This is a genomic window from Providencia sp. PROV201 (genome assembly GCF_028479545.1).
Lineage (GTDB): Bacteria > Pseudomonadota > Gammaproteobacteria > Enterobacterales > Enterobacteriaceae > Providencia > Providencia huaxiensis.
In genome coordinates, this window is sequence record NZ_JAMPNW010000008.1 from 25,546 (window position 1) to 49,518 (window position 23,973).

The 23,973-nt window shown below is 41.2% G+C and carries 20 protein-coding genes; 14 read left to right on the top strand and 6 right to left on the bottom strand.

The genetic code is table 11. The annotated features are described in order from the left end of the window. The first annotated feature begins 295 nt into the window (after positions 1-295). Positions 296-1,942, top strand: coding sequence for a lipid IV(A) 4-amino-4-deoxy-L-arabinosyltransferase (gene arnT, locus PR809_RS08595; RefSeq protein WP_206276110.1), 1,647 nt, complete (start codon positions 296-298; stop codon positions 1,940-1,942). Between the two features lie 67 nt (positions 1,943-2,009). Here arnT and PR809_RS08600 read toward each other — a convergent pair whose 3' ends face one another. Genes PR809_RS08600 through PR809_RS08615 form a run of 4 tightly spaced genes read right to left on the bottom strand, consistent with a single transcriptional unit; the run spans position 2,010 to position 6,848 of the window. Continuing rightward, positions 2,010-2,186: a hypothetical protein gene (locus PR809_RS08600; RefSeq protein WP_195698127.1), complete on the bottom strand. Its 177-nt coding sequence runs from the start codon at positions 2,184-2,186 to the stop codon at positions 2,010-2,012. Next, positions 2,183-5,287, bottom strand: a complete 3,105-nt coding sequence (locus tag PR809_RS08605) for a MexW/MexI family multidrug efflux RND transporter permease subunit (RefSeq protein WP_102139166.1) — start codon at positions 5,285-5,287, stop codon at positions 2,183-2,185. The genes PR809_RS08600 and PR809_RS08605 overlap by 4 nt, the downstream gene beginning before the upstream one ends. A gap of 10 nt (positions 5,288-5,297) precedes the next feature. Continuing rightward, entirely contained in the window at positions 5,298-6,407 is a 1,110-nt protein-coding gene (locus PR809_RS08610) for an efflux RND transporter periplasmic adaptor subunit (protein ID WP_206276109.1), read from the bottom strand. 12 nt (positions 6,408-6,419) lie between these two features. After that, entirely contained in the window at positions 6,420-6,848 is a 429-nt protein-coding gene (locus PR809_RS08615; RefSeq protein WP_102139164.1) for a DoxX family protein, read from the bottom strand. Between the two features lie 98 nt (positions 6,849-6,946). Between PR809_RS08615 and soxR the strand changes: the two genes are divergently transcribed. The 12 genes from soxR (at position 6,947) to PR809_RS08675 (ending at position 19,815) form a co-directional block, all read left to right on the top strand. Continuing rightward, complete coding sequence (soxR, locus tag PR809_RS08620) at positions 6,947-7,444, top strand: redox-sensitive transcriptional activator SoxR (RefSeq protein WP_102139163.1); 498 nt, start codon at positions 6,947-6,949, stop codon at positions 7,442-7,444. Between the two features lie 232 nt (positions 7,445-7,676). Then, complete coding sequence (locus tag PR809_RS08625) at positions 7,677-8,462, top strand: SDR family oxidoreductase (protein WP_102139162.1); 786 nt, start codon at positions 7,677-7,679, stop codon at positions 8,460-8,462. Between the two features lie 35 nt (positions 8,463-8,497). After that, positions 8,498-9,742 carry a styrene monooxygenase/indole monooxygenase family protein gene (locus PR809_RS08630; RefSeq protein ID WP_166267227.1) on the top strand — a complete coding sequence of 415 codons (1,245 nt, stop codon included), beginning with the start codon at positions 8,498-8,500 and terminating at the stop codon, positions 9,740-9,742. A 14-nt stretch (positions 9,743-9,756) separates the two neighbouring features. After that, the gene (locus tag PR809_RS08635; protein WP_229597520.1) at positions 9,757-10,293 is read left to right on the top strand and encodes a flavin reductase family protein; all 537 of its coding nucleotides are present in this window, start codon (positions 9,757-9,759) and stop codon (positions 10,291-10,293) included. Between the two features lie 14 nt (positions 10,294-10,307). Continuing rightward, entirely contained in the window at positions 10,308-11,090 is a 783-nt protein-coding gene (locus PR809_RS08640) for a cyclase family protein (RefSeq protein ID WP_102139160.1), read from the top strand. Between the two features lie 3 nt (positions 11,091-11,093). Beyond that, on the top strand, positions 11,094-12,707 hold the full coding sequence (locus PR809_RS08645) for a phytoene desaturase family protein (protein WP_272524507.1): 1,614 nt from the start codon (positions 11,094-11,096) through the stop codon (positions 12,705-12,707). Between the two features lie 74 nt (positions 12,708-12,781). Then, complete coding sequence (locus tag PR809_RS08650; protein WP_229597521.1) at positions 12,782-13,675, top strand: SphA family protein; 894 nt, start codon at positions 12,782-12,784, stop codon at positions 13,673-13,675. Between the two features lie 536 nt (positions 13,676-14,211). Beyond that, positions 14,212-14,838: a fimbrial protein gene (locus tag PR809_RS08655; protein ID WP_102139157.1), complete on the top strand. Its 627-nt coding sequence runs from the start codon at positions 14,212-14,214 to the stop codon at positions 14,836-14,838. 59 nt (positions 14,839-14,897) lie between these two features. Continuing rightward, entirely contained in the window at positions 14,898-15,602 is a 705-nt protein-coding gene (locus PR809_RS08660; protein WP_166267233.1) for a fimbrial biogenesis chaperone, read from the top strand. Positions 15,603-15,620: 18 nt separating this feature from the next. Beyond that, positions 15,621-18,104 (top strand): fimbria/pilus outer membrane usher protein, encoded by a 2,484-nt coding sequence (locus tag PR809_RS08665; RefSeq protein ID WP_206277099.1) that lies wholly within the window; start codon positions 15,621-15,623, stop codon positions 18,102-18,104. Beyond that, positions 18,095-19,090, top strand: coding sequence for a fimbrial protein (locus PR809_RS08670; RefSeq protein ID WP_166267237.1), 996 nt, complete (start codon positions 18,095-18,097; stop codon positions 19,088-19,090). Before PR809_RS08665 ends, PR809_RS08670 begins: the two co-directional genes overlap by 10 nt. 428 nt (positions 19,091-19,518) lie before the next feature. After that, positions 19,519-19,815 carry a hypothetical protein gene (locus PR809_RS08675; protein WP_166267239.1) on the top strand — a complete coding sequence of 99 codons (297 nt, stop codon included), beginning with the start codon at positions 19,519-19,521 and terminating at the stop codon, positions 19,813-19,815. 199 nt (positions 19,816-20,014) lie between these two features. On the opposite strand, the gene PR809_RS08680 is transcribed toward PR809_RS08675, so the two are convergent. Both PR809_RS08680 and PR809_RS08685 read right to left on the bottom strand, forming a co-directional pair. Next, entirely contained in the window at positions 20,015-20,470 is a 456-nt protein-coding gene (locus PR809_RS08680) for a helix-turn-helix transcriptional regulator (protein ID WP_272524508.1), read from the bottom strand. Further along, positions 20,436-21,023 carry a cupin domain-containing protein gene (locus PR809_RS08685; protein ID WP_241098598.1) on the bottom strand — a complete coding sequence of 196 codons (588 nt, stop codon included), beginning with the start codon at positions 21,021-21,023 and terminating at the stop codon, positions 20,436-20,438. Before PR809_RS08685 ends, PR809_RS08680 begins: the two co-directional genes overlap by 35 nt. Before the next feature lie 747 nt (positions 21,024-21,770). Between PR809_RS08685 and PR809_RS08690 the strand changes: the two genes are divergently transcribed. Further along, the gene (locus PR809_RS08690) at positions 21,771-23,969 is read left to right on the top strand and encodes a thiamine pyrophosphate-dependent enzyme (protein WP_206275869.1); all 2,199 of its coding nucleotides are present in this window, start codon (positions 21,771-21,773) and stop codon (positions 23,967-23,969) included. Positions 23,970-23,973: the final 4 nt, after the last annotated feature.

Here is a 23,973-nt window from a genome sequence, read left to right on the forward strand (position 1 = left end):
GTGCACGTTTCTGTATTAATGGTTAATATTAAGAACACATTAATGTTTACCTTATTTTTAAAGACTGAACTATTCTTTATATATTTAGTCTTAATCTGCAATTCTTATCTCTTTATCGATAAAATGGAGTTTCCATTTATTAATTGTTTATATACAGCGATATTTATACCAATCAACTTTTGACTTGTTTAAATGGGGTTTAATTGGCATAACGATAATAGCTACATAAAAAGAGTATGTTTGTTCAGATGAAATAAAATTATTAAATATCAATAACAAGAATGGTTGAGATGAGATGATTATGGCAAACAATAAAGTTGCCTACCTAAAATGGTGTCTGTTATTTGCTTTTGTTCTAGTAACCTATTTTTTACCGTTAAACGGTAGGTTATTGTGGCAACCGGATGAACTACGGTATGCAGAAATTAGCCGGGAATTGATTATTAGTTATAATTGGAGCGTTCCTGAACTTTTAGATATCCGCTATTTTGAAAAACCTATTTTTGGTTATTGGGTCGGGGCTATTTTCCAAATGTTATTTGGTGAAAACAACGTTTCGGTTCGCCTTGGCGTGGTATTTAGCACATTAGTCAGTGGGCTATTTGTTTACCTCAGTGCCAAAATGGCTTGGAAAAACTCACGGCTCGCTTTCAATGCGGTGTTTATTTATCTTTCCATGTTGATGGTTTTTACTATCGGCACCTACAATATTCTTGACCCCATCGTGACAGCATTTATCACAATGGTAATTTTCTTTTTCCAATGGGGGTTAACAACAAAATCCTTCTCTCATCAATTGCTCGCTTTTATCATGATGGGGGTAGCCTGTGGGTTAGGGGTATTAACAAAAGGCTTTCTTGTGTTAGTGCTGCCTGTGCTTGTTTGTTCGGTTGCCGCTATTTACTTTAAGCAATTCAAAGAAGTGTTTATTTTTTCATTTGTCTCGCTATTTACTGCTTTTGTCGTGTGCTTGCCTTGGGCTTTTGTTATTGCCAGCCGTGAGCCTGATTTCTGGAATTATTTCTTCTGGGTTGAGCATATTCAACGTTTTATGGCGAATAATGCGCAAAATAAATCCCCATTTTGGTTTTATATTCCTATTTTGCTCGCCGCGGTATTACCTTGGTTAGGTTACCTTTTTGGTGCGCTACGCCATGCATGGCAACAAAAAGGGTTACATATTTATTTTCTATTGTGGTTTCTTGTGCCATTTGTTTTCTTCAGTATTACTAAAGGGAAATTACTGACCTATATTTTGCCATGTATTGCACCGATTGCGGTTCTTATGGCTGCCTACATTGAAAAAATACTTACGGAGAAAAAAACACGGCCTATTCGTTTGAATGCATTGATTAACTCATTGATAGGTTTCGTTATTGCTGGGGGAATTATTGCTTCTGCTTATTACCCTAAATTGAGCGTGTTTCAGGCCGATGAAAGTGGGAAGTTATGGTTAGCCGCGGGCGCGTTTATTTTTTGGTTATTGGTTGCCTTGGTCTCTTTCAAACAACGGTTTTGGTATTTAGCTGCAATGTGTACGGTGGCAATTAGTTTAACGGTGGGTCATATCATCCCATCGCGTATTGCCAGTAATAATACCCCGCAAGAGGTGATTGCGAAGTATCATCGTCAGTTAGCGGATAAACCTATACTGTTAACCAATAATGTCGGGTTAGGTACGGCATTAGCATGGGTACTTAAACGCAGTGATATTACGATGCTTCACCAAACTGGGGAGTTAGGCTACGGGTTAAAATACCCAGATGCCGCTAATCGGTTTTATAGCTTAAAACAGCTACCTGATTTATTAAAAAATTATCATTATAAAGATGTGGCGGTTGTCGTAGAAAATTCCCAACGTGAATTGTTGGACGCATTACCCGGCAACCCAATTATTATTCGGGAAGGTAATCTTGTTTTAGCCTTTTATGAAGGCCAATAGCGATAGTAGGTTGGGATGTTGTTTGATAATAGCCGCCATACCATTTAGGTTTGGCGGCTATTTACATTTAGCGCGTAGGCTTATTTAAGGTGTTCGAGTTTGAGGTGGAATGGGGTTTTTCCAGACCCGCGGGGAGACCATGATAAATTAATAGCATCGCCATGCTATTGCTCATCGCATTCACTTCCACTTCGTCGATTGTACGGTTGTTACGTTGATGACGGCTAGTTAACGTATTTCTCATTGGGACGTCTCCTCAGTTTCTTTGATTAGGCGATTCGCTTCGGCAAGCTCATAGCGCCTTGGTGTTAGCGCGGTTGCACTGTGATTACGGGCGAGTAAGGTATAAATGGTCGGTAAAACAAACAGGGTAAATAGTGTGCCAACTAACATCCCGGTGACTATTACTAAGCCTAAACCAAAGCGGCTATTCGCTCCCGCTCCAGTGGCGAAGAGTAGTGGAACTAAACCTATCACCATTGCTGCGGTTGTCATTAATATTGGGCGTAAACGAATTTGTGCCGCTTTGAGAATGGCATGTCGCCTGTCTAATCCTTCATTGGTTTGTAATTCATTGGCAAATTCAACCATCAATATCCCATGTTTACTGATTAAGCCAATCAATGTGACTAAGCCGATTTGGGTGTAAATATTCAATGTCGCATAGCCAAGTGCCAATGGAATTAACGCACCACAAATTGAAAGTGGAACAGTAATCAAGATAATCAATGGGTCGACTAAACTTTCATACTGTGCGGCTAAGACTAAGTAAATAATGATGAGCGCCGCCATAAAGGCAAAGGCGAGGGTGTTTCCTTCTTGTTTATATTGGCGCGAATCTGATTGCCAGTCATGGCTAAAACCGGCGGGTAGCTCATTGGCTATCTCGTCTAAGTAGGCAACAGCTTGGCCTAACGTGACGCCAGGAGCCGGTATTGCTTGGAAAATGGCAGCATTTTGCTGATTAAATTGTGTGAGTTTATTTGGCTCCACTTGGGTGTTGATATCGACCACGGTTGAGAGTGGGATCATCGTTCCCGCTTCCGATTTTACATAATGGCGAGAAAGGGCTTCCGGTGTCAGGCGTTGGCTACGGATACTTTGCGGGATCACATCATAGGAACGGCCATCCATCCCAAAGCGGTTAATATAGTTTTCTCCCACTAATAAGGTCAGCGATTCACCGACATCTTGCATACGAATGCCTAAGCTATTCGCTTTTGAACGGTTGATGCGGATTTCTACTACTGGGTTGTTGTAGTCAAGATCACTATCTACCACCATAAACAGGCCACTTTCACGTGCTTGTTGCTTGATCTCTTCCATGGTTTTATAGAGTACGGAATAGTCCTGCGGGCTTCTGAGAACCATTTGGATTGGTAAGCCACCGGTTGAACCAGGTAATGCGGGCAATTGGAAAACGAAAATGCTGTTCCCTTCGACATCACCAACACGCCCTTGTAAGTCGCCTTGGATCTCAGACGCGACGCGGTCGCGTTGCTCCCATGATGTCAAGTTAGTTCCCCCAAAGCTGGCGGAAGGGCCATCGGTTCCGTTAATAATCCAAGTACTCTCGGTTTCCGGTAACTCCATGAAAACATCATGTAATTTACGTGAAAAACGTTCTACGTACTCGAGGTTAGCGTGCTGAGGCGATTTGATAGCGGTTAATACGCTAGATTGGTCTTCTACAGGGGCTAATTCACGAGGAGCAGATTGATAAAGCAGTGGTAAACTAATGAATACACCAATGGCAATAACACCTGTTAACCAACGGTTTTTCAAAGAGAAATTCAATACAATGGTATAGTAGTGGGCTAAGGTAGAAAAGAAAGTTTCTGCCATACGCGCCATACGTCCTTCATTCTGTTTTGAGTTTAACATGAAGGAACTCATAACAGGGGAGAGGGTTAACGCTACAATACCGGAAACAATCACCGCACCAGCCAACGTGAGCGCAAATTCTTTAAATAAAGCACCCGTTAACCCAGACATTAGCCCTATTGGGGCATATACCGCTGCCAAGGTGATCGTCATCGCGATAACGGGACCTGCCACTTCACGAGCGCCAATTAAAGCCGCTAAAACCGGTGATTTCCCTTCTTCAATATGGCGATGGACGTTTTCAACCACCACGATAGCATCATCGACGACGAGACCAATCGCTAATACCATGGCGAGTAACGTGAGTAAGTTAATACTAAACCCAAATGCCATCATCAATGCAGCAGCACCTAACATTGATAGGGGAATAGCTAAAATTGGGATGATCACGCTGCGAATTGACCCTAAACACAGGTAAATAACGGCAATAACAATTAGTAACGCTTCAACTAAGGTGTTAATAACTTGGTCAATAGACGCTTTAATAAAGCGCGAAGTTTCAAATGCCATTTCGACTTTAACACCGGGAGGTAATGTTTTGGTGATGTCTGGCATTAATTGATTCATGCCGTCAACGATTACCAGTGGGTTACCGGTTGGTGTGGCAAATAAACCAAGGTAAATTGCGGGTTCACCATTCATTAAACCGCTGGTTTCAGTGGAAGCGGCTCCTAATTCAATGGTTCCCACATCTTTTAAACGTACTAACCCGTTACCGTCATTGCGGATCACTAAATCACGAAACTCATCGACATTAGTGAGGTCGGTATTGACATAAACATTAGAAATTACGAACTCGCCTTTGACTTTACCGGGAGCTGCTTGGTAGTTGTTTTGGCGAACCGCTTGCGCAACATCTGCCGCAGTTAGCCCCCGGCCGGCTAATTTATCAGCATCCAGCCATAAACGCATTGCTAACTGTTGGCCACCAAAGACTTGAACTTTAGCGACACCGTCAATTGAGGAATACATTGGTTCAATAACGCGAGAAATATAGTCTGTCAGGGCTGGAATGGATAAATTGGTACTGGAAAAACCGATATAAGCAACCGCAGTGGATTCTCCAGAGGAAAGCTCAATCACAGGGTCATAAGCTTCTTTCGGTAATTTATAACGAACTTGGTTCACCTTCGCCATGACTTGCGCAAGGGCTTGGGTTGAGTCTCGGTTAAGTTCCATTCGTACCGTGACAAGGCTGCTTCCTTGTACTGAAGATGAGGACAGATAATCGACGCCTTCCACTGAGGAAACCGCTTGTGCGATGGGTTGCGTCACAAAACCTTGCATCAATTTAGCCGATGCGCCAGGGTATTGCGTAGCAATGGTGATCGTCGAGCTTTCTAGCTGTGGATATTGGCGAATAGGCAACTTACTCAACGCAAATAAGCCAATTAACACAATTAGCGCACTGACTACGAGGGCCAGAACAGGTCGGCGAACAAAAATATCAGTAAATTTCATTGCGCCTTCCTTATGAACCTTGAGCCATGTTAGCGATAGGTTCAGACAATGTATCTTGAGCAACTGGGGTGACAGCAGAGCCGTCATTTAAGCGTAATTGCCCAGAGGTAACGACTTTATCGTTAGCACTCAATCCATGCTCTATCTCAATTTTGCCATCCCAACGTTGCCCTGTTTTCACAGATACGCGCTTGACGGTCATCGCATCCCCTTCACCTTGTGTAATAAACACGGTATCGCCATAGGCGGTATATGTAACAGCGGTTTCTGGGATCGTAATGACTTCATTACTGGCTTGGCGAACCACATTCACATTGGCGTACATCCCGGCTCTTAATGTGCCATCACTATTTTCTAGAGTGGCTTGCAGGGCGATAGTGCGTGACTTACCGATGAGTGGGTCAATGGCCGTAATACGGGCTGGGAATGTTTTATTGGGATAAGCATCCACCGTAATATCAACAATTTGTCCTTGATGCAGTTCCGGTGAGGCCTGTTCATCTAAAGAGAAATTGAGCTTTAAGGTTTGGGTATCCACCAAGCTGGCAATGGCTTCACCGGGGTTTAAATATTGCCCTTCATGAACTTGGCGAATACCGATTGTCCCATCGAACGGGGCGCGGATTGTTTTTTGCGCAATCAATGCTTGGGTTTGGCGGATCAGGCCTTGGGCAATATCACGTTCAGCACGCGTGCTATCTACTTGAGCCTCTGCCACTAAATGTTGCGCAGATAATGAACGGGTTCTTTCGTATAAGCGAGCCGCATTACGCAACTGTGCTTGGTAGCGTGATAAATCAGCTTGTTCAACAGCATCATTGAGTTGCACTAATAATTGGCCTTTTTTGACTTGTTGGCCAGATTCAAATGCAATTTTCGTAATACGGCCATTGGTTTCCGCCGCGACTAAGACTTGGCTGCCAGCTTCTAATTCACCCACACCGTAAAAAGTGCGAGGTGCGGTATCTAAGCTAACAGGTGCCAACGCCACTTTTACGGGTGGATACTGGTAGGCTGCTTGTTCGTCTTCTTCATTTTGGGCATAGGTCGAATAAATCGCGCTACCCGCCCCAACAGCAACTAAAACGGAACAAAGTGTCATTATTGTTTTTTTATTCATTAAATTTTCCTTCTATTTCTGCGCTTTTAGCGCGAAATAAAGACCTCTAAAATGCCCTGCAATGGCGATAGCGATTAAGCCCCCAATAACGGCGATATGTTCAACAGCCCAAAACATCGCGATTTGAGCTTGTTCTCCCGTGTAGCTCCAAAAGGTGTGGACAACCACAATAGTGAGGAACAAAAACACGGCTAATGCCCCAGTACCAAGCCATAAAAGACGATTAAATAGCACAAGAACGGAGCCAACTAACATGACAGCAGCAGAAGCAATATTGAAAAACCAATCTGGGTGAAGACCTGCAGCACGCATTTCAGCCAGACTATTTTCATAATCAAAAACTTTGGCTAAACCAGATGAAATAAATAAAACCAAGATTAGTAAGCGAGCAATAAGCCATAAGCTATTGCTTTCTAACATTTTGGTAATCACCGATGGCATAAACCTATCCCCTTTAAAAAATAACCTCAATTGACAAACTAGCAGGGTCGCACTATAAAACCTTAAGTTAAGTTGAGGTCAAGCAAAGGTGAGCTAAAATGGCGGACAAAGACACAAAAACGATAAAACCTCAGAAAAATGAGGGGAGAAAAATTGATTTTACGCGGGCATTAACGGTGGGTGAGGTGGCAAAACGCGCTGGAGTGCCTGTCTCCACAGTCCATTTTTATGAATCAAAGGGGCTAATTCAAAGTACTCGCACTCAAGGGAATCAGCGACGATTTCATTCTGTTGTCCTTCGTTATATCGCCATTATTAAAGTTGCACAAAGTACGGGGATCCCATTACATGAAATTCAAGAGGCATTAGGGCGTTTCCCTGCAAATAGCGCACTAACTTCAGAGCAATGGAAGGAGATGTCGACACAGTGGCGTAAGTCTTTAGATAAGCGTATTCGGCAATTGACTCGTTTACGTAATGAATTGGATAACTGTATTGGTTGTGGTTGCTTATCACTCAGTGACTGCCCGTTGCGTAACCCTGATGATGTACTTGGTAGGAGAGGACCCGGTGCCCGTATTTTAGAGCGTCCATGAGTTACTTTATTAATTTCTGCGATTAATCATACTTTTCATTATTTGGATAGCCACTGCTGAAAGTGGCTATTTAACGATTTATATCATCACCTTGCTATTTAAATTACCGCACATAGTGGATATTTTTTGCGTCCATCGGCTACCCCTTTCCAACATATTTGCGTAACTATTCGTTGTGTTAATTTTTTGTGAACTCATTGTAACTAAGTGAGAAGAAAAGAGGGTAGCAAAGATGAAAGGCTTGAATAATAAGATTGCCATTGTGACTGGGGGAGCGACCAAAATTGGTGCAACCGTTGCGAAGGTATTAAGTGACTACGGCGTTAAAGTCACGATTTTTGATATTGATACCTTGAATGGTGAAAAGGTAGCTCAAAGTGAGCCCAATATTGATTTTCTTCCTGTCGATATCACTGACGACCAACAACTTAAACAAGGCATTGACCGTGTTGCGCAAAAATATGGCCAACTCGATTTTTTAGTTAATCTGGCCGCCACTTATCTTGATGAAGGCCAGTTATCTACAAGGCAGGATTGGCTTACTGCGTTGAATATTAATGTGGTGAGTGCGGTGATGGCAGCGCAGTTTGCCAAAGTGCATTTCGCAAAATCAGGCAAAGGCGCCATCGTCAATTTTACCAGTATTTCTTCTTCTGTCGCCCAAACAGGCCGCTGGCTCTATCCCGCCTCTAAAGCCACTATGTTGGAGGTAACTCGTAGCCAAGCAATGGATTATGCGGCTGAAGGAATTCGTGTGAATTCCGTTTCTCCGGGGTGGACTTGGTCCCGAGTTATGGATGAAATCACGGGGGGTGACCGTCAAAAAACAGACCGTGTTGCCGCTGATTACCACTTATTAAAACGCGTCGGTGACCCGGAAGAAGTCGCTCAAGTTGTCGCGTTCCTGCTATCTGATTTGGCCAGTTTTGTTACAGGTGCAGATTACGCTGTCGATGGCGGTTATTCCGCTATGGGGCCTGAACAGGCTAAACCCGCAATTCCCCGTCTTGCACAGTAAGACACCACTTTAACTATTTTGTAGAGGAAAATACTATGCGTCGTATTGCTATCGTCGGTGGTGGTCAAGCGGGTATGCCATTAGCTTTAGGCCTACTCAATAAAGGTTATGAAGTCACGGTTGCAACAAACCGCACTCCAGATGATGTTAAAAATGGCCGAGTGATGTCGAGCCAGTGCATGTTCGATATTTCACTGCAATTTGAACGTGATTTAGGGATTAATTTTTGGGAAGAACAGTGCCCTCCAGTTGAAGGCATTGGTTTTACCGTTCCTCATCCCGAAAAAGCAGGGGAAAAAGTGATTTCTTGGCGTTCGCGCCTCGATAATTATGCCCAAGCGGTCGACCAACGTATCAAAATGCCTTACTGGATGGAGTTATTTGCTGCTCGTGGCGGTAATTTACGTATTGAAGATGTTGGTGTCGCAGAACTGGAACACTTAGCGCAAACGCATGATTTAGTCGTGTTAGCGGGTGGAAAAGGGGAAATTGTTAAACTGCTTGAGCGCGATGCTAGCCGCTCACCTTATGACAAACCACAACGCGCCTTGGCATTGACTTATGTGCATGGCATGTTACCAACGCCAGAGTTCTCACAAGTTTCTTTCAACTTGATCCCCGGTGTTGGTGAGTATTTTGTATTCCCATCACTGACGAATAGCGGTGATTGCCACATTATGGTGTTTGAAGGGATCCCCGGCGGGCCGATGGATCAGTGGAATGACGCACGTACTCCACAGGAACACTTGGCTTACAGTAAAAAAATTCTCAATACCTATTTACCTTGGGAAGCAGAGCGCTGTCATCATGTTGAGTTAACTGATGATAATGGCATCTTAGCCGGAAGATTTGCACCAACAGTGAGAAAACCGGTGTTAACTCTACCATCAGGCAACATTGTGTTTGGTCTAGGAGACGCATTAGTAACCAATGACCCACTAACGGGGCAAGGTTCAAATAATGCCACCAAGGCTTGTAAAGTCTATTATGACGCTATTTTAGCCCATGGTGACAAGCCTTACACTGCCGAGTGGATGAATGACACATTTGAGCAGTTCTGGAAGTATGGCCGCCATGTTGTGGAATGGACCAATTCCTTACTCGCCCCTCCTGAGCCCCATATTTTACACTTATTAGATGCAGCCCAGCAGTTGCCATCCTTAGCACACACCATCGCCAATGCCTTTAATTACCCGCCTGTATTATTCCCTTGGTGGAAAGATGGGGCTGCCTGTGAGGCCTATATTCAATCGCAAATGATGGAAGAAGCTCGAGCTTAATGGGGGATATCAGTATGTCTATGATTGCAGAGGATACACTCATGTGTGATAGGGAATGGGGCGATACCGAATTTGAATCAAAAATATTGCGTAATCTGCTGGGGTGCTATCCAACAGGGGTTGCGATTGTTACCACTCGAACTGCAGATGGCCGTGATGTTGGGTTGACTATCAACTCGTTTGCATCGCTATCACTTGACCCACCGCTAGTGCTATGGAGCTTAGTTAACCATTCACCAAACTTATCCGTATTTCGTGATTGCTCTCATTTCACTATCAATATCTTAGGTCACGGGCACCAAGAACTTGCAATGCGTTTTGCGAACCCGCGTATCGAAAATAAATTTGAAGATGTGGCGATTCACCTTACACCAGAAGGTATTCCCGCATTGCACGGAGCGATAGCGACATTGGTATGTGAAAACCATAAACAAGACACGATTGGCGACCACTTATTGATGGTGGGGCATGTTCGCCGTATCGGCAGTGAAACGGGTAAGCCACTAGTGTTCCATGGCGGTAGTTTTACTGCATTACATGACGCGCCTTAAGTGAGGAAGAGACTATGAACCAGCAAGTATTAATGACATTCGCAACACAATTGCAGGAAGGGAACATTCAAGTTATTGACCTGACACAAACGTTATCGCCTTCATTTCCAGCTCTGCAATTGCCTGAACAGTTCGGGCAAGTCTGGTCATTTAGCATGGAACAGATTTCTCGCTACGATGATAACGGCCCTGCATGGTATTGGAATAATTTTAGTTGCGGAGAACATACTGGGACGCATTTTGATGCGCCAATTCATTGGATTAGCGGTAAAGACCAAATCAATAATACGGTGGACACCATTCCAGTGGAAAACTTTGTAGCGCCAGCTGTTGTGGTCGATGCCAGTGCGGAAGTGGCTCAAAACCCTGACTGGGTATTAACTGTCGAGTTTCTGCAAAAGTGGGAAGAAAAGCACGGCACAATTCCTAAAGCCGCTTGGGTACTTTTTAGAACTGATTGGTCGAAAAAGGCGAATGACCCAGTTGCCTATGTCAGTATGCGTGAAGATGGTGCGCACACGCCGGGGCCATCTCAAGAAGCGGTAGAATGGCTTATTCACCAGCGTGATGTTAAAGGGTTTGGTGTTGAAACTATAAATACGGATGCAGGGCAGTCATATAGTTGGCCAGTACCTTACCCTTGCCATACTTTAATGCATGGTCACAATAAATATGGCCTGCAATGTTTGACGAACCTCGACAAACTGCCTGCGACTGGTGTCGTGATTGTTGCTGCGCCACTTAAAATTGAAGGTGGCTCAGGCAGCCCATTACGTGTACTCGCACTTGTGGGGTGAGGTATGACAACAAACTCAACCCCTCAGGTCATTGTGGTGGGCAGTGGGATGAACTCCTTGATGTGTGCTGCCTTGTTGGCAGTACGTGGAAAATCCGTCCTCGTTCTTGAGCGAAATGATCGCTTAGGGGGCTGTATCCGCACTGAGAATTTATTTGAGGGCTATACCCACGATCTCCTTTCTTGTTGGTACTCCTTATTTGTTGGTAGCCCTGGCTACCAAGAGCTCGAACCCTATTTAAAGCAGTATGGATTAGAATTTGCACAATGTGATTATTCAACGGGTCTAGTGCAACCGGATGGCCAATCAATAGCGCTAAAACGCGATATTTCTGAAGCGGCCAAGCAGCTCGACCAGTTGGCTCCGGGGGATGGCCTTGCATTTCGTAAGATGGCGGAACAGCTATTTACACAAGATGCAGCGCTCACATTTGGCTTATTAGGGCAAAACCCATACAGCGCCAATATGCTGAAATTATTATTTTCAGAATGGCGAAAACGTGGGGTCGATGGCTTGCTTGATTTTGCAAAAGCCGGAATAGAAAGCTTTCGCCGTTGGTCAGAACGTGAATTACAGCACGATTTTAGCCGAGCTTTGATGGCGCCATGGGTATTACATACCGGACTTGGGCCGGATGAAGCCAGTTCTGCATTAATTGGCAAATTGACTTTTGCCGCGGTGGTCGCTGGTGGCATGCCTGTGGTGAAAGGCGGTAGCGCTCGTATCGTGGAAGCGTTTGCAAAGGTTATTGAAGCGCACGGCGGTCAGTTAAAAACGGGTATGCACGTTGAAAAAATCATCACCACAGGTGAGGGGAAAAACCAACGGGCAACAGGTGTGAAGGTGAATGGGCAAGTCATTGCAGCCTCTGAAAGCGTGGTTTGTAACGTTACCCCAACACAGTTGTATGGTTCATTACTCGAAAATATTTCGCCACAAGTGAGGGAAAAAGCGAGAGGTTACCGTTATGGGCGTGCAGGTATGCAAATTCATTTTGCTTTAAGCGCCCCTCTCCCTTGGTGCAATCCTGAGCTGTTAAATGTACCACTGGTGCATTTCACTGAAAGCATGGAGCAGGTGTGTTTGTCGGTGACACAGGCAAATAATGGTTATTTACCCGATAAACCGACATTTGGTATTGGCCAACCTACCGCACTTGATCCCAGTCGAGCCCCCGATGGTGGGTGGATCTTATGGATCCAGATGCAAGAGTTACCTCGAGTCTTAAAAGGGGATTCTGCTGGTGAAATTTCAATACCCGATGATGGACGCTGGAATGAGCAAGTGCGAGAGGCTGTTGCCGATCGAATTCAACAGCGTTTAGAGCTGGTAATGCCTGGCTTTTCTCATTTGATAGTGGGACGTAAGGCAATCTCTCCCGCTGACTTAGAAAACGACAACTGTAACCTTGTTGGTGGCGATCCTTATTCAGGAACGTGCTCCCCCGATCAGTTCTTCTGGTTGCGGCCTTTCGCAGCGACTGGCCAGACAAAAACACATCAAACTGCAGTCAAAAACCTTTTTCATATTGGCGCTTCAACGCACCCCGGCCCCGGTTTGGGTGGCGGTTCAGGTTACCTTGTTGCCCAAAAATTAGCAGTCAAACGCAGGACATAATAAATCGACAAAGGATTTGCGACATAACAGGTAAAGCACACACAGTAAGACAACCCACTATGGCAGGAAATATGATGAAAAAAATAACAATCAGTAAGCTTGTAGCAGGTTCGTGTCTCAGCGTACTTTCGTTTGGTGCGATTGCCACTGAAGGTGGCGGTTTAGGGGTATATCCCGATGGGCTAGAAAACTTTATGTCAGGGGCACTGCCACCGCAAGGGGTACATGTACTGATGTATGGGGGAAATGCACATTATGACAGCGTTCGTGATAATAAAGGGGATAAAATACCGGTTCCAGGTTTTAGTGTGAATGTTAACGTATTGGCACCGCGTTTTATTTGGGTGACTGATCAAAAAGTTTTCGGTGGTGATCTGGCTTTCCATACCATTGTGCCGTTGCTAGATGTAACCGCAAAAGCAGCAGGCCAAAAAGAGACTAGTCGGGGTCTCGGCGATATTACATTTGGCCCTGCATTAGGGTTTCATCCATCGGCGGATTTACACTATGTAGTTGGGCTAGATGCGTATGCCCCAACAGGTAAATACAGCAAGACAGACCCATCAAGTTTAGGTAAAAATTATTGGGCGCTGCAACCGGTTTGGGCAATCAGTTATATACCGCCTGTTGGTGTAAATGCAGATTTGAAAATGATGTATGACTTTAACTTCCGTAATAACGATACGAAAACCCGCTCAGGGCAAGCATTTCACGCTGATTATGCACTAGGGTGGGGGTTTGGAAATGGTTGGGTGGCAGGTATTGGTGGCTATGCATTTTTGCAAATGACTGATGATAGCGGCCCGAATTCAGCTCAAGGCAAAGCTCGCGCATACTCAGTAGGGCCTTCGATTCGTTATGCAAACCCTCAGGGGTGGTTATTTACTGCAAAATGGGAAAAAGATTTTGAAGTTAGAAACCGGCCTGAAGGTTCACAAATTTATTTGAAAGCATCAATTCCATTCTAACTAATTATAGACACTCCTTTTTTCTATAACGCCTTATAGTTTTAATATTATACGGCGTTATGCTTATTAATACTTAAATTTATAGTAATTCTACGCATTTTAAATCCCCTTTATTCTTATTTTAAATATAAAGTATATATACGTGTTTTATATGTATAAAAACTTAAATGATATATTAAACTTATACCCGTTTTTAGTGTATTTATTGTCTGGGTTTTTCTCCGCTATTTAATTTTCTTAAATAATTAAGTTTTTATCTTTATGTTTATTCTGGTTATTTTTTAAATTCTATTAAATAAATATTAAATATCAAATAAAACATTTTATTTGATGTAATTTTATGTATTATGATTAATGTCATCCAGACGCTGGTTATTTTAAATCTGGTTTTTTATCATGAAGTAATATCTAGTATTAGTTTTCAAAGTATTAATAAAGAAACATTTGCTAACATTTATTAATAATTAAACACCCTGCTTCAGTTTGTTTAATTAAAATCTAATGTAAATACTGCTCTTTAATTAGAGGAACATATCATGAAAAAACTATTATTAGCTGCGATGATTACAACAAGTTGTTTTTCATTAAATTCATTTGCCGCAACAGATACTGTTGGTGGTGGTCAGGTGAATTTCTTTGGTAAAGTCACTGATATTTCTTGTACTATTTCAGTCGATGGTCAAGGAAGTAACGCTAGCGTATATTTAGCGCCAGTTTCAATTAAAGAAGTGAAAGCAGCCGCAGCTTTGACATATTTAAAACCGAAATCATTTGTTATTGATGTAACAAACTGTACTCAAACAGCAACATCAACACGTGCAGACGTTGATGTTAAATTAGATATGAAACGAATTGGTGTATATTGGAATGGCGGTAATATATTACAGAATCCGCCTACAGGAGCTGAAGGGTATTTAGCAAATACAGAGTCAACAGGAGCTAAAAATATCCAGCTTGTGTTAGCAACAAAAGGTGATTCTTCTTTATCCAGCACTAAAATTATCCCTGGTGATCCAAATCAAGCAAAAGTTGTTACAGACTTAACATCGATTAAAGATGGTGCTCGATTTACTTATTTTATTGGTTATTCGGCACCAAACCCTGCGATTGTGACAACGGGTTTAGTTAATAGCTATGCAACTTATGAAATAACGTATAAGTAATTTTTGCATTTTTGTTATAACAAGCGGTAGTTTTACTACCGCCTTTAAAAGAGGTGAAAATGAAAGTACTGAGTTTATTAAATGTTTTTTTGTTATTTGTTTGTCACTTTTCTTTTGCCAATAATATTATTGTTAATGGTACTCGGTTTATTTACGCTGAAAATGACAAAGAAATTACGGTCCAGCTAAATAATACAGCAAATAGACCTGCGGTTGCTCAAGTTTGGCTTGATGAAGGTGACCCAAAGGCCCTTCCTGAAACAATTAAAACTCCTTTTCAAATAACACCGCCAATATCAAAAATCTCTGCAAGTGGCGGGCAAACAATTCGAATAAAATTGGTTGATAGAACATTATTGTCGACAGATAAGGAGACTTTATATTGGCTGAATTTATTGGATATTCCACCAATTACAAAATCAGAAAAAAACGCTGAACAAAATATGCTGCAACTAGCAATCCGCTCTCGCTTTAAATTTATGTATCGTCCGAAAAATTTGGGTAGTAGAGAGTTAGCTCCTGAACAGTTACAGATTTTTGCAGGTAAACAAAATATCCAAGTTAAAAACCCCACTCCCTTTTTTATTACAATCACTGCTATCAATGACGAAAAGACAACACTTAATACCGAAGCATTTATGTTAGCACCGGGAGAATCTCAAACTATCAAGATTAATGGAGTCGTAAATCCAGGAGATAATATAATAATCAATAATATCAATGATTATGGTGCAGAGGTTCCAGCAAAAATAAAAGTGAAATGATCGGATGCAAGGATGAATATGCGATTTAAAAAAAATAAAACTATTTTTTTCACATTGTCGATTATACCTATATTGGTTGTAACCAGTGAGGCTCATGCTGAAGAGCAAAGTTCAGATGAAATATATGAGTTCAATAGTGGTTTTATTGTAGGCAGCCAGGAAAGTATCGATCTTACCCATTTTAATGAAAATGAATTAAGGGAAGGGGTTTACTCGATTGATTTTTATGTTAATGGCTATTGGAAAGGTCGACATGAAATTCAATTAAGCAAAAGAGGTAAGCAAAATATAGCAGCATGTTATTCAAATACTTTGCTAATGAGCTTGTCAATTAACACTGCCGCATTGAACCCAACACTTAGTCGTAGTGAACAGTCGTGTGGTTTTCTGAAGGAATGGAACAACGATAGAAATATTAAGGAAACGTTCGACCCGACCAGCCTCAGGTTAGATTTAACGCTACCTCAACTCTATATTATACAGTCGCAAGCTGGCTATGTGCCGCCTGAATTCTGGGATAAAGGAATTCCTGCATTAAATACAGCATATCAAGCTAACTTTTATAGTAATAACCTTTCAGACTCATCCATTGAACGCTATTCCACGATGTATCTTGGCATTAATTCGGGTTTTTCATATAACGGTTGGCAATTAAAACACATCGGTAATGCCGCGTGGCAGGAAGGTGACAGTTTTCGATGGGATAGCAATCAAACTTATCTCCAAGCGCCATTAGTTTCTATGAAATCAACCATGACGGTGGGGCAATTTTATACCGAAGGTAACTTATTTGATAGTGTGAGTTTACGGGGGGTGAAAATAACAACGGATGACAGTATGTACCTTGATGGTGTTACAAATTATACACCGGAAATACGTGGAATAGCCCAAAGTAATGCACTAGTCACCGTTCGACAAAATAACACCGTTATCTATCAAACTACTGTTCCTCCCGGGCCATTTAATTTACAAGATGTGACACCGTCAGGCTATGGTAATGACCTTGAAGTGACTATCAAAGAAGCGGATGGAAGTGAAAGCTCTTTCTTTGTTCCGTATTCCTCATTACCCCAACTCTTAAGACCTAAGTTTACCCGCTACCAAGTTGCAACAGGTAAGTTAGATCAAAATAGTTATCGCCATCGCCCCTATATTATTCAAGGGACATTACAGCATGGCTACAATAATTATTTCACATTCTATACGGGTGTTAATGCGTATGATGATTATCAAGCATACATGCTGGGTACTGCTATTAATACACAAGTCGGGGCTTTGGCTTACGACATTACGAGTGCAAGAGTGAAAACACAAAACCATCGAGAAAATGGTTTTAAGCATCAATTAACACTAAATAAATTATTTTCAGATACAAAAACCAATTTTATTGTTAGCGGTAATATTCGCTCAAATGAGTCTTACTATGATCTGAATGAATCACTTTACCTTATTGATAATGAAAAGCGCCAAACAACTAGCCAACTACGGCATGAAAAGAAAAGTCTCAATTACACAATTAACCAAGAACTTCCCGAAAGCTATGGCGGTTTTTATTTTACCGGGCGGATAGTTGATTATTGGGATGATAGGGACACTGAAAAACAATACCAATTTAACTATTATAATCATTTTGATAAGTTATCTTACTCCGTTTCTTTTATACGGCTTTATTCCGACAATTATAAAAACAGTAAAGACGACAGGATAAGTATTAACCTTAGTTATCCATTATATTTTGGTGATAACCAACATATCTCATTGACATCAAATACTATCTTCAATAACTCATCATTCGATGCAACCCAACTAGGTATTAATGGCTCTCTCGATGAAGATAACAATTGGGTTTATGGTATAAACTCTTCTTTCTCAAATAATAGTAATAATAACATTGCATTAAATACTGCTTATCGAACCCCTTACTCTTCTTTAAATGCAAGTTATAGCCATGGAAAACGTTATCGTCAGTATGCCCTAGGGGCTAATGGTTCAATGGTGCTTCATGCTGATGGCGTAACTTTTTCGCCAAATACATCCCAAACGATGGCTTTGATAGAAGCGAAAGATGCTCAGGGAGCTTCAATTGTAGGATCTCCGGGGACTCATATCGATAGTCAAGGCTATGCACTCGCATCTTATATGCGCCCATATCGCGTCAATACTATTGAACTCGATCCTAAAGGAAGCTCAGAAGATATTGTTTTTCAAAATACACTTAAAAACGTAGTCCCTTATGAAGGGAGTATCGTTAAAGTCAGCTTTGGTACGAAAGTTGAAAAGAGCAAAGTATTTGAAGTTAAACGCATTAACAATCAACCGCTTCCATTTGGTGCTGAAATCAAAGGGGACTCGGGTGCATCGATAGGCAGTGTTGGGCAAGGTAGTAATATATTTGTTAATGATGAATATGAAGGTAAGGCAACGGTTGTTTGGCATGAGGGGGAGTGTTCATTCTTGCTTAACAAACAAATTGAATTGAATAGGAACATAATATGCGAATAGTTTATTTATATTATTTTTCCGCTATTTTTTGCATTAGCTCTCCTGTGATGGCTGACTGTGTTCGTACCTCAGTGCCTCCCGTAGATATTAACATGGAGTTAGGTCGAGTGGTCGTGAGCCCTGAATTACCCGTTGGTACTATAATTCGGGAGCGAACATGGAATATGGATATGGCAACAGCTGTATGGGCCGAATGTAGCGGCGGTACGGTATTAGATGCGAAAGTTGTCGCAAGTAAGCCTATGTCTGGGGATAATATTATCGAAACGAATGTTCCTGGAATTGGCTTACGGTTTATTCGTGATGCTGATGGCGGGAAGATAAAAATCACTTATCCCGGCCATTATACCGTGCCTGGGGAAGGTACAAAAAATGTTGTACTAGCGGGATCTACGTTTACTATTCAAGTGATTAAAATTGCAGATGTCACTGGCTCGGGGTCAATCCATCAAGGAGAGTACACCCGCTATGGTTATTTACCTGATTCGATATCTCCTGCATTGATTACACGTTTGAATGCCGATGCTATCACGATTGTTTCTCCTTCCTGCAAAATAACCTCTGGCGTAAACCAAAATGTAATAATGAAATCAGTGAAAAAAAGTGAGTTTACAGGTTTAGGATCAACCGCAGGTTTAACACCATTTGCGATTACTATGTTATGTAGTGGCGGTGTTAATGCGTCCAATACATCTAATATTTATATGTCATTTAATGGGGAACTTGCACCAGATACAAATAAAACTCAAGGTGTACTTGAAAATAGTTCAACAGAGCTTCAAGCTGCGGATGGGGTCGGGGTACAGGTTCTGACTAAAGAAGATAAACCATTGGAATGGGATAAAAAATATTTGGTAGGAAGCGTGGGAATACTTCAAGAAAAAGCAATAAATCTTAATTACATAGCTAAATATTATCAATATAAAAAAGAAATAACACCAGGGAAAATACAAGCTAAGATGATTTTTAATATTTCTTACGATTAGTAAATATATCTATAGTAAATATATCTATATTAATTAAATGAGAGTGGTTCTCTAGCTTTTTATTAGAGAACCATTTTTTTTAATTATTTTTAGGCATGTTTTTTTGTCTAGTAATTTGAATATAAATGTGTTTTTTACTTCTGAAAAATAAATTAAATCGACAGAGTGTAATTATTTATTAAAAAGTGTGTTGACATGAAAATTTAACTTAGTATCATTCCACTCGCCTTAACTAAGGTCAAATATAATCTATTTTAAAGCGTATTATTACTTAGTTTTTAAATACGTTTTTGGTTGTTGGTTAATTTAATTTCACAGCAATGTTTTTTTCAAACCATTGAATTTTATTTTTTTAATTTTATATGTGATTGTATACGGCCTTTACAAACTAATTTTTAAAATTAATTCAATGAATAGAGTGGGTTACAATGAAAGTTATCGTTATGTTATTCTCTTTTTTGTTTTCTTTTTTTACATGCAGCATGGAAAGTAGTGGAGGGAAGGTTTATTTCGGTGGGTATGTCTTTGAAGAACCTTGTAATTATAAAAAAACAGTTAGCCATATAGTATTAACTTGTAATGAGAGGGATAATAATAAAAAACATTATTATCAAATTTCTTCATTAAATGAAAATGAAACTAAGATTGATTCAGTTAAAATCTCTGATATTAATTTATCTAAGATATCAATGAATTCTGCAATTACGACTATTTCATATAGGTAATAATACCAGTAAATAAAGAATATACGTTGTCTTTTTTCATTTTTGGCCTTCATTTAGATCCCCCCCTTAATCTATAAATTAGAAAGGGGGGGATGTTTTTTAAACTAATATTATAAATAGAAAATAATATATGGTATTTTTGATATTAATAATTTTATGTTGTTAAATGACTGTTATACCTAATTAGGCTTATATCTAATTAGGCTTTTTTCATGCTTTTACTCGGCGTTTCACCATAACGTTGTTTATATTCAGCACTAAAACGCCCCATATGTGTAAAGCCCCAACGTAGTGCAACGCCAGTGACACTGGTAGCTTCTCCTGAAAGTAACTCAGCACGGACTCGCTCCATCCGTAAATCACGTAAATATTGCATTGGGCTAATATCTAAAAACTCTTTAAATCCTGCATATAAACTACGCAAGCTGACACCAGCAATAAGAGCTAACTGCTCTACAGTGATAGGTTCATGTGCGTGAGCTTCTAAATACTCTTGAACTCGTCGAACATGGCGAGGTCGGATAGTGGCTCTCCTCAAACTGGGATTTTCAGTATAATTATGACCTTGAGTAGAAAGAAGTGTCACCGAGACCAGTTGCTCTACTTGTGTGGCGATCAATTTATGCTGTAAAAGATCTGGGGGTTCGAGTAGCACATTCAATGAGGTAATTCATCAATGTTCGCCACGCAATACAAGATTGCCATGCAAATCCAAGTTCAAAAACCAATGGTTTATCTAAAGTATGACCAAGCTGGCCAACTAAAGATCTCTCTAATAATGATCGAGAGATGCGTAACATCAACTGATCATTATCGCTATTCCAACGCATCGTAGTTGGCTCTTCAGGGCTGAGTAATGAAGCCATTTGTGGGGTGGATTCTATGCATTTTCCACCACTTTCTATGATTGCGCTACCTGAAAGCGGCATTTGAACTAGAAAGAAATCTTGTAATTGCCCCGGAGCAATAGAGACATCAGCACCGTATCGTAAACGGCTTAGAGAAATATCCCCCATAGGAATATAGTGCATCCGAGCATCGAGACGTTGGTGTGGATTGAGTAAGTTAAACTGATGTGGTTTCATCACTCGGCCAACCATTGATTTTATCTCTTCAGGATCGGCCGATGTAAATAGTAAACGCTCTGAAGAACAGAGCTGATTTTCAATCTGAGGTGCAGCTGAATGGGACCACGAGTTGCTCAACATCGGAGATACCTCCAAAATTATTTGCCAGCCCTATTTCATAGAAGATCATGTATTGGCCTGACTTTATTGCTTATTATATGTTTTCTCAATGAATTCAAATAATTATTATATGTAGAAAAGAATTTAGTGACTGATTATGTTAGAGGTAAGGGGATGCCTAAATAATCTAAGAACCCTCTTTGTTTTTTAACATTTTGTTAATTATTGTGTAACCTAATGTGAGGTGAACATAACATAAACAACTTTTGTTACCTAGCTAAAAGTGTGCAGAAACTATCCAAATAATGCAAAAAAATAGAAACTGTATGGTTATTGTGACATTGATAACAATATAAAAAATAAAGTTATTTTATTTTTTGAATAGTAAAATATTCATGATTTATCATATTGTTGCTTCTATTTGCCTAGTCACTCGCCTATATTTTGAATCAATAATTTATTTAATTTGCTTATGTAGGTTTTAATAACTGAAACCTTTATTTTTGTAGGGTATAGCCCTTACTATTTTATAATTTTGAATGCTTTTCACTTATTTTCTATGGGTAACTTTTCTTCTCTATTTTTGTGAAAGAGATTACCTTCTAGCTGTTTCAATTCGTTTTGTCCCCAATCTGCAAGCCTTATCCACTCTCTGCATAAATCTAATTTCCATGATTAATCATGGATTGACCTTGTGTTAACAAAAGATATACAAATAAGAAACACAAAAAAGATAAAAACGTTCTGATGTTGATTGGTGAGGTTAAAATGGCTGAGCGATCGTTTGTACAAGAAGTTCAAAAATTACGGCAAGGGCAAGGTGAAACCTTCAGCGGTGAAGGGATCCTTGCTGTCACAAAAGCGCTGTTAGAGTCTGGTGTATCTTACGTTGCGGGATATCAAGGTGCTCCTATCTCCCATTTGATGGATGTCCTTGCTGATGCACAAGATATTTTATCCGAATATGGTATTCGTTTTGAAAATAGCGCAAGTGAAGCAACTGCAGCGGCAACTTTGGCTGCCTCAGTTAATTATCCACTACGTGGCGCTGTGACGTTTAAAGCAACCGTGGGAACGAATGTCGCATCTGATGCCTTAGCTAACTTAGCTTCTGGTGGCGTGTTAGGTGGGGCTTTAATTATTGTTGGTGAAGACTATGGTGAAGGCTCTTCTATTATGCAGGAGCGCAGCCATGCTTTCGCAATGAAATCGCAGATGTGGTTACTCGACCCTCGGCCCAACTTGCCGTCCATTGTTCAAGCGGTGAAAGACGGCTTTGAGCTCTCTGAAGCCAGTAATACACCTGTTATGTTACAAATGCGTATTCGTTCTTGTCATGTTCACGGACAATTTGTTTGCGCAGATAATCACCCCCCTAAATTTACAGTGAAAGATGCACTCGAGAACCCAACTCGAGACGTCAGTCGCATAGTATTACCCCCTGCTAGTTTCTTACATGAAAAAGAAAAAATTGAAGCTCGCTGGCCCGCTGCAATTAAATTTATTCAACAACATAAGTTAAATGAATTTTTTGCAGAAGACTCGGATGATGTTGGAATTGCGCTACAAGGCGGTTGTTACAACACGTTGATCCGCGCATTAAATCAGCTAGGGCTAGCGGATGTTTTTGGTAATAGCCAAATTCCTTTATATGTGATGAATGTGGCTTATCCATTGATTGATGATGAATTTGAACGTTTTTGTCGCCACAAAAAAGCCATTTTAGTCTTGGAAGAAGGCCAGCCAAATTTTGTTGAGCAAAATGTGGCGAATATTTTACGTCAACGCAAGATTGATATTGCCCTACATGGCAAAGATATGCTGCCAATGGCGGGGGAATATAATACTGCAACAGTGCTTGCGGGTTTACGTTCGTTTTTTGAATGCTATGGAAAGATAGCTCCACAAGTCAAGGCGGCTGCAAAACAGATCCGTATTCCAACGATTAATATTGCCACTCAAAAATCTGAAGGATCCTTTCCTGAATATGTGAATGCAGCTGAGCCAACGCTAGACGAGTCTGTCCATGCGCGCCCACCAGGGTTTTGCACAGGCTGCCCCGAAAGGCCTATTTTCACTGCGATGAAGTTGGTGGAGCGTGAATTAGGTGAACACCATGTCAGTGCAGATATCGGCTGTCATTTATTCTCTATTCTACCGCCCTTTAATTTGGGGAATACCACTATGGGCTATGGGTTAGGAGGCGCAGGGGCTGCGGCTTTGAATGCAAAAGCTGGGAAACGCGCGATTTCAGTGATGGGAGATGGTGGTTTTTGGCATAACGGTTTAACCAGTGGTATTGCCAATAGTGTTTTTAACCGCAGTGATAACTTAACTATTGTGGTTGATAACAGCTATACCTCTGCGACAGGAGGGCAAGATATTCTCTCTTCGACGGCGTTGAATCCAACCCGTAGTACTGGTCATGAAATTGAAAAAGCAGTGAAAGGCGTGGGTGTTAATTGGGTGAAAACCATTAAACACACCTATGACTTAAAAACCATGACAAATACGTTACGTGAAGCTTTAACAACCGATGAGCAAGGGCCCAAGGTTCTGATTGCGCAAAGCGAATGTATGTTGAACAAACAACGCCGCGAAAAGAAAAAAGTGCGTAGTGATGTTGCCGCAGGCAAACGAGTGGTACGTGAGCGTTTTGGTGTCGACCCTGACACCTGTACGGGCGATCACTCTTGTATTCGCTTATCTGGTTGCCCGTCTTTATCAATTAAACCCAGCCAAGACCCATTAAGAACAGACCCGGTTGCAACAGTGATGGATAGCTGTGTTGGTTGTGGGCTATGTGGCGAAGTCTCTCACGCTGCTGTTTTGTGCCCTTCTTTTTTTAAGGCTCAAATTATTACTAACCCTAATGGTTGGGACAAATTGCGCCATCGTGTACGCGGTTGGTTTATTGGCTATTTACAGCGTCGTGACGCACGTCGTCGTGAACAATTTAGTTTCTAAGGGG

What these genes read in the sequence shown, in the direction of transcription:
- arnT (WP_206276110.1), top strand. Translation starts at nt 296, where the DNA reads ATGATTATGGCAAACAATAAAGTTGCCTACCTAAAATGGTGTCTGTTA.
- PR809_RS08600 (WP_195698127.1), bottom strand. Translation starts at nt 2,186, where the DNA reads ATGAGAAATACGTTAACTAGCCGTCATCAACGTAACAACCGTACAATC.
- PR809_RS08605 (WP_102139166.1), bottom strand. Translation starts at nt 5,287, where the DNA reads ATGAAATTTACTGATATTTTTGTTCGCCGACCTGTTCTGGCCCTCGTA.
- PR809_RS08610 (WP_206276109.1), bottom strand. Translation starts at nt 6,407, where the DNA reads ATGAATAAAAAAACAATAATGACACTTTGTTCCGTTTTAGTTGCTGTT.
- PR809_RS08615 (WP_102139164.1), bottom strand. Translation starts at nt 6,848, where the DNA reads ATGCCATCGGTGATTACCAAAATGTTAGAAAGCAATAGCTTATGGCTT.
- soxR (WP_102139163.1), top strand. Translation starts at nt 6,947, where the DNA reads ATGGCGGACAAAGACACAAAAACGATAAAACCTCAGAAAAATGAGGGG.
- PR809_RS08625 (WP_102139162.1), top strand. Translation starts at nt 7,677, where the DNA reads ATGAAAGGCTTGAATAATAAGATTGCCATTGTGACTGGGGGAGCGACC.
- PR809_RS08630 (WP_166267227.1), top strand. Translation starts at nt 8,498, where the DNA reads ATGCGTCGTATTGCTATCGTCGGTGGTGGTCAAGCGGGTATGCCATTA.
- PR809_RS08635 (WP_229597520.1), top strand. Translation starts at nt 9,757, where the DNA reads ATGTCTATGATTGCAGAGGATACACTCATGTGTGATAGGGAATGGGGC.
- PR809_RS08640 (WP_102139160.1), top strand. Translation starts at nt 10,308, where the DNA reads ATGAACCAGCAAGTATTAATGACATTCGCAACACAATTGCAGGAAGGG.
- PR809_RS08645 (WP_272524507.1), top strand. Translation starts at nt 11,094, where the DNA reads ATGACAACAAACTCAACCCCTCAGGTCATTGTGGTGGGCAGTGGGATG.
- PR809_RS08650 (WP_229597521.1), top strand. Translation starts at nt 12,782, where the DNA reads ATGAAAAAAATAACAATCAGTAAGCTTGTAGCAGGTTCGTGTCTCAGC.
- PR809_RS08655 (WP_102139157.1), top strand. Translation starts at nt 14,212, where the DNA reads ATGAAAAAACTATTATTAGCTGCGATGATTACAACAAGTTGTTTTTCA.
- PR809_RS08660 (WP_166267233.1), top strand. Translation starts at nt 14,898, where the DNA reads ATGAAAGTACTGAGTTTATTAAATGTTTTTTTGTTATTTGTTTGTCAC.
- PR809_RS08665 (WP_206277099.1), top strand. Translation starts at nt 15,621, where the DNA reads ATGCGATTTAAAAAAAATAAAACTATTTTTTTCACATTGTCGATTATA.
- PR809_RS08670 (WP_166267237.1), top strand. Translation starts at nt 18,095, where the DNA reads ATGCGAATAGTTTATTTATATTATTTTTCCGCTATTTTTTGCATTAGC.
- PR809_RS08675 (WP_166267239.1), top strand. Translation starts at nt 19,519, where the DNA reads ATGAAAGTTATCGTTATGTTATTCTCTTTTTTGTTTTCTTTTTTTACA.
- PR809_RS08685 (WP_241098598.1), bottom strand. Translation starts at nt 21,023, where the DNA reads ATGTTGAGCAACTCGTGGTCCCATTCAGCTGCACCTCAGATTGAAAAT.
- PR809_RS08690 (WP_206275869.1), top strand. Translation starts at nt 21,771, where the DNA reads ATGGCTGAGCGATCGTTTGTACAAGAAGTTCAAAAATTACGGCAAGGG.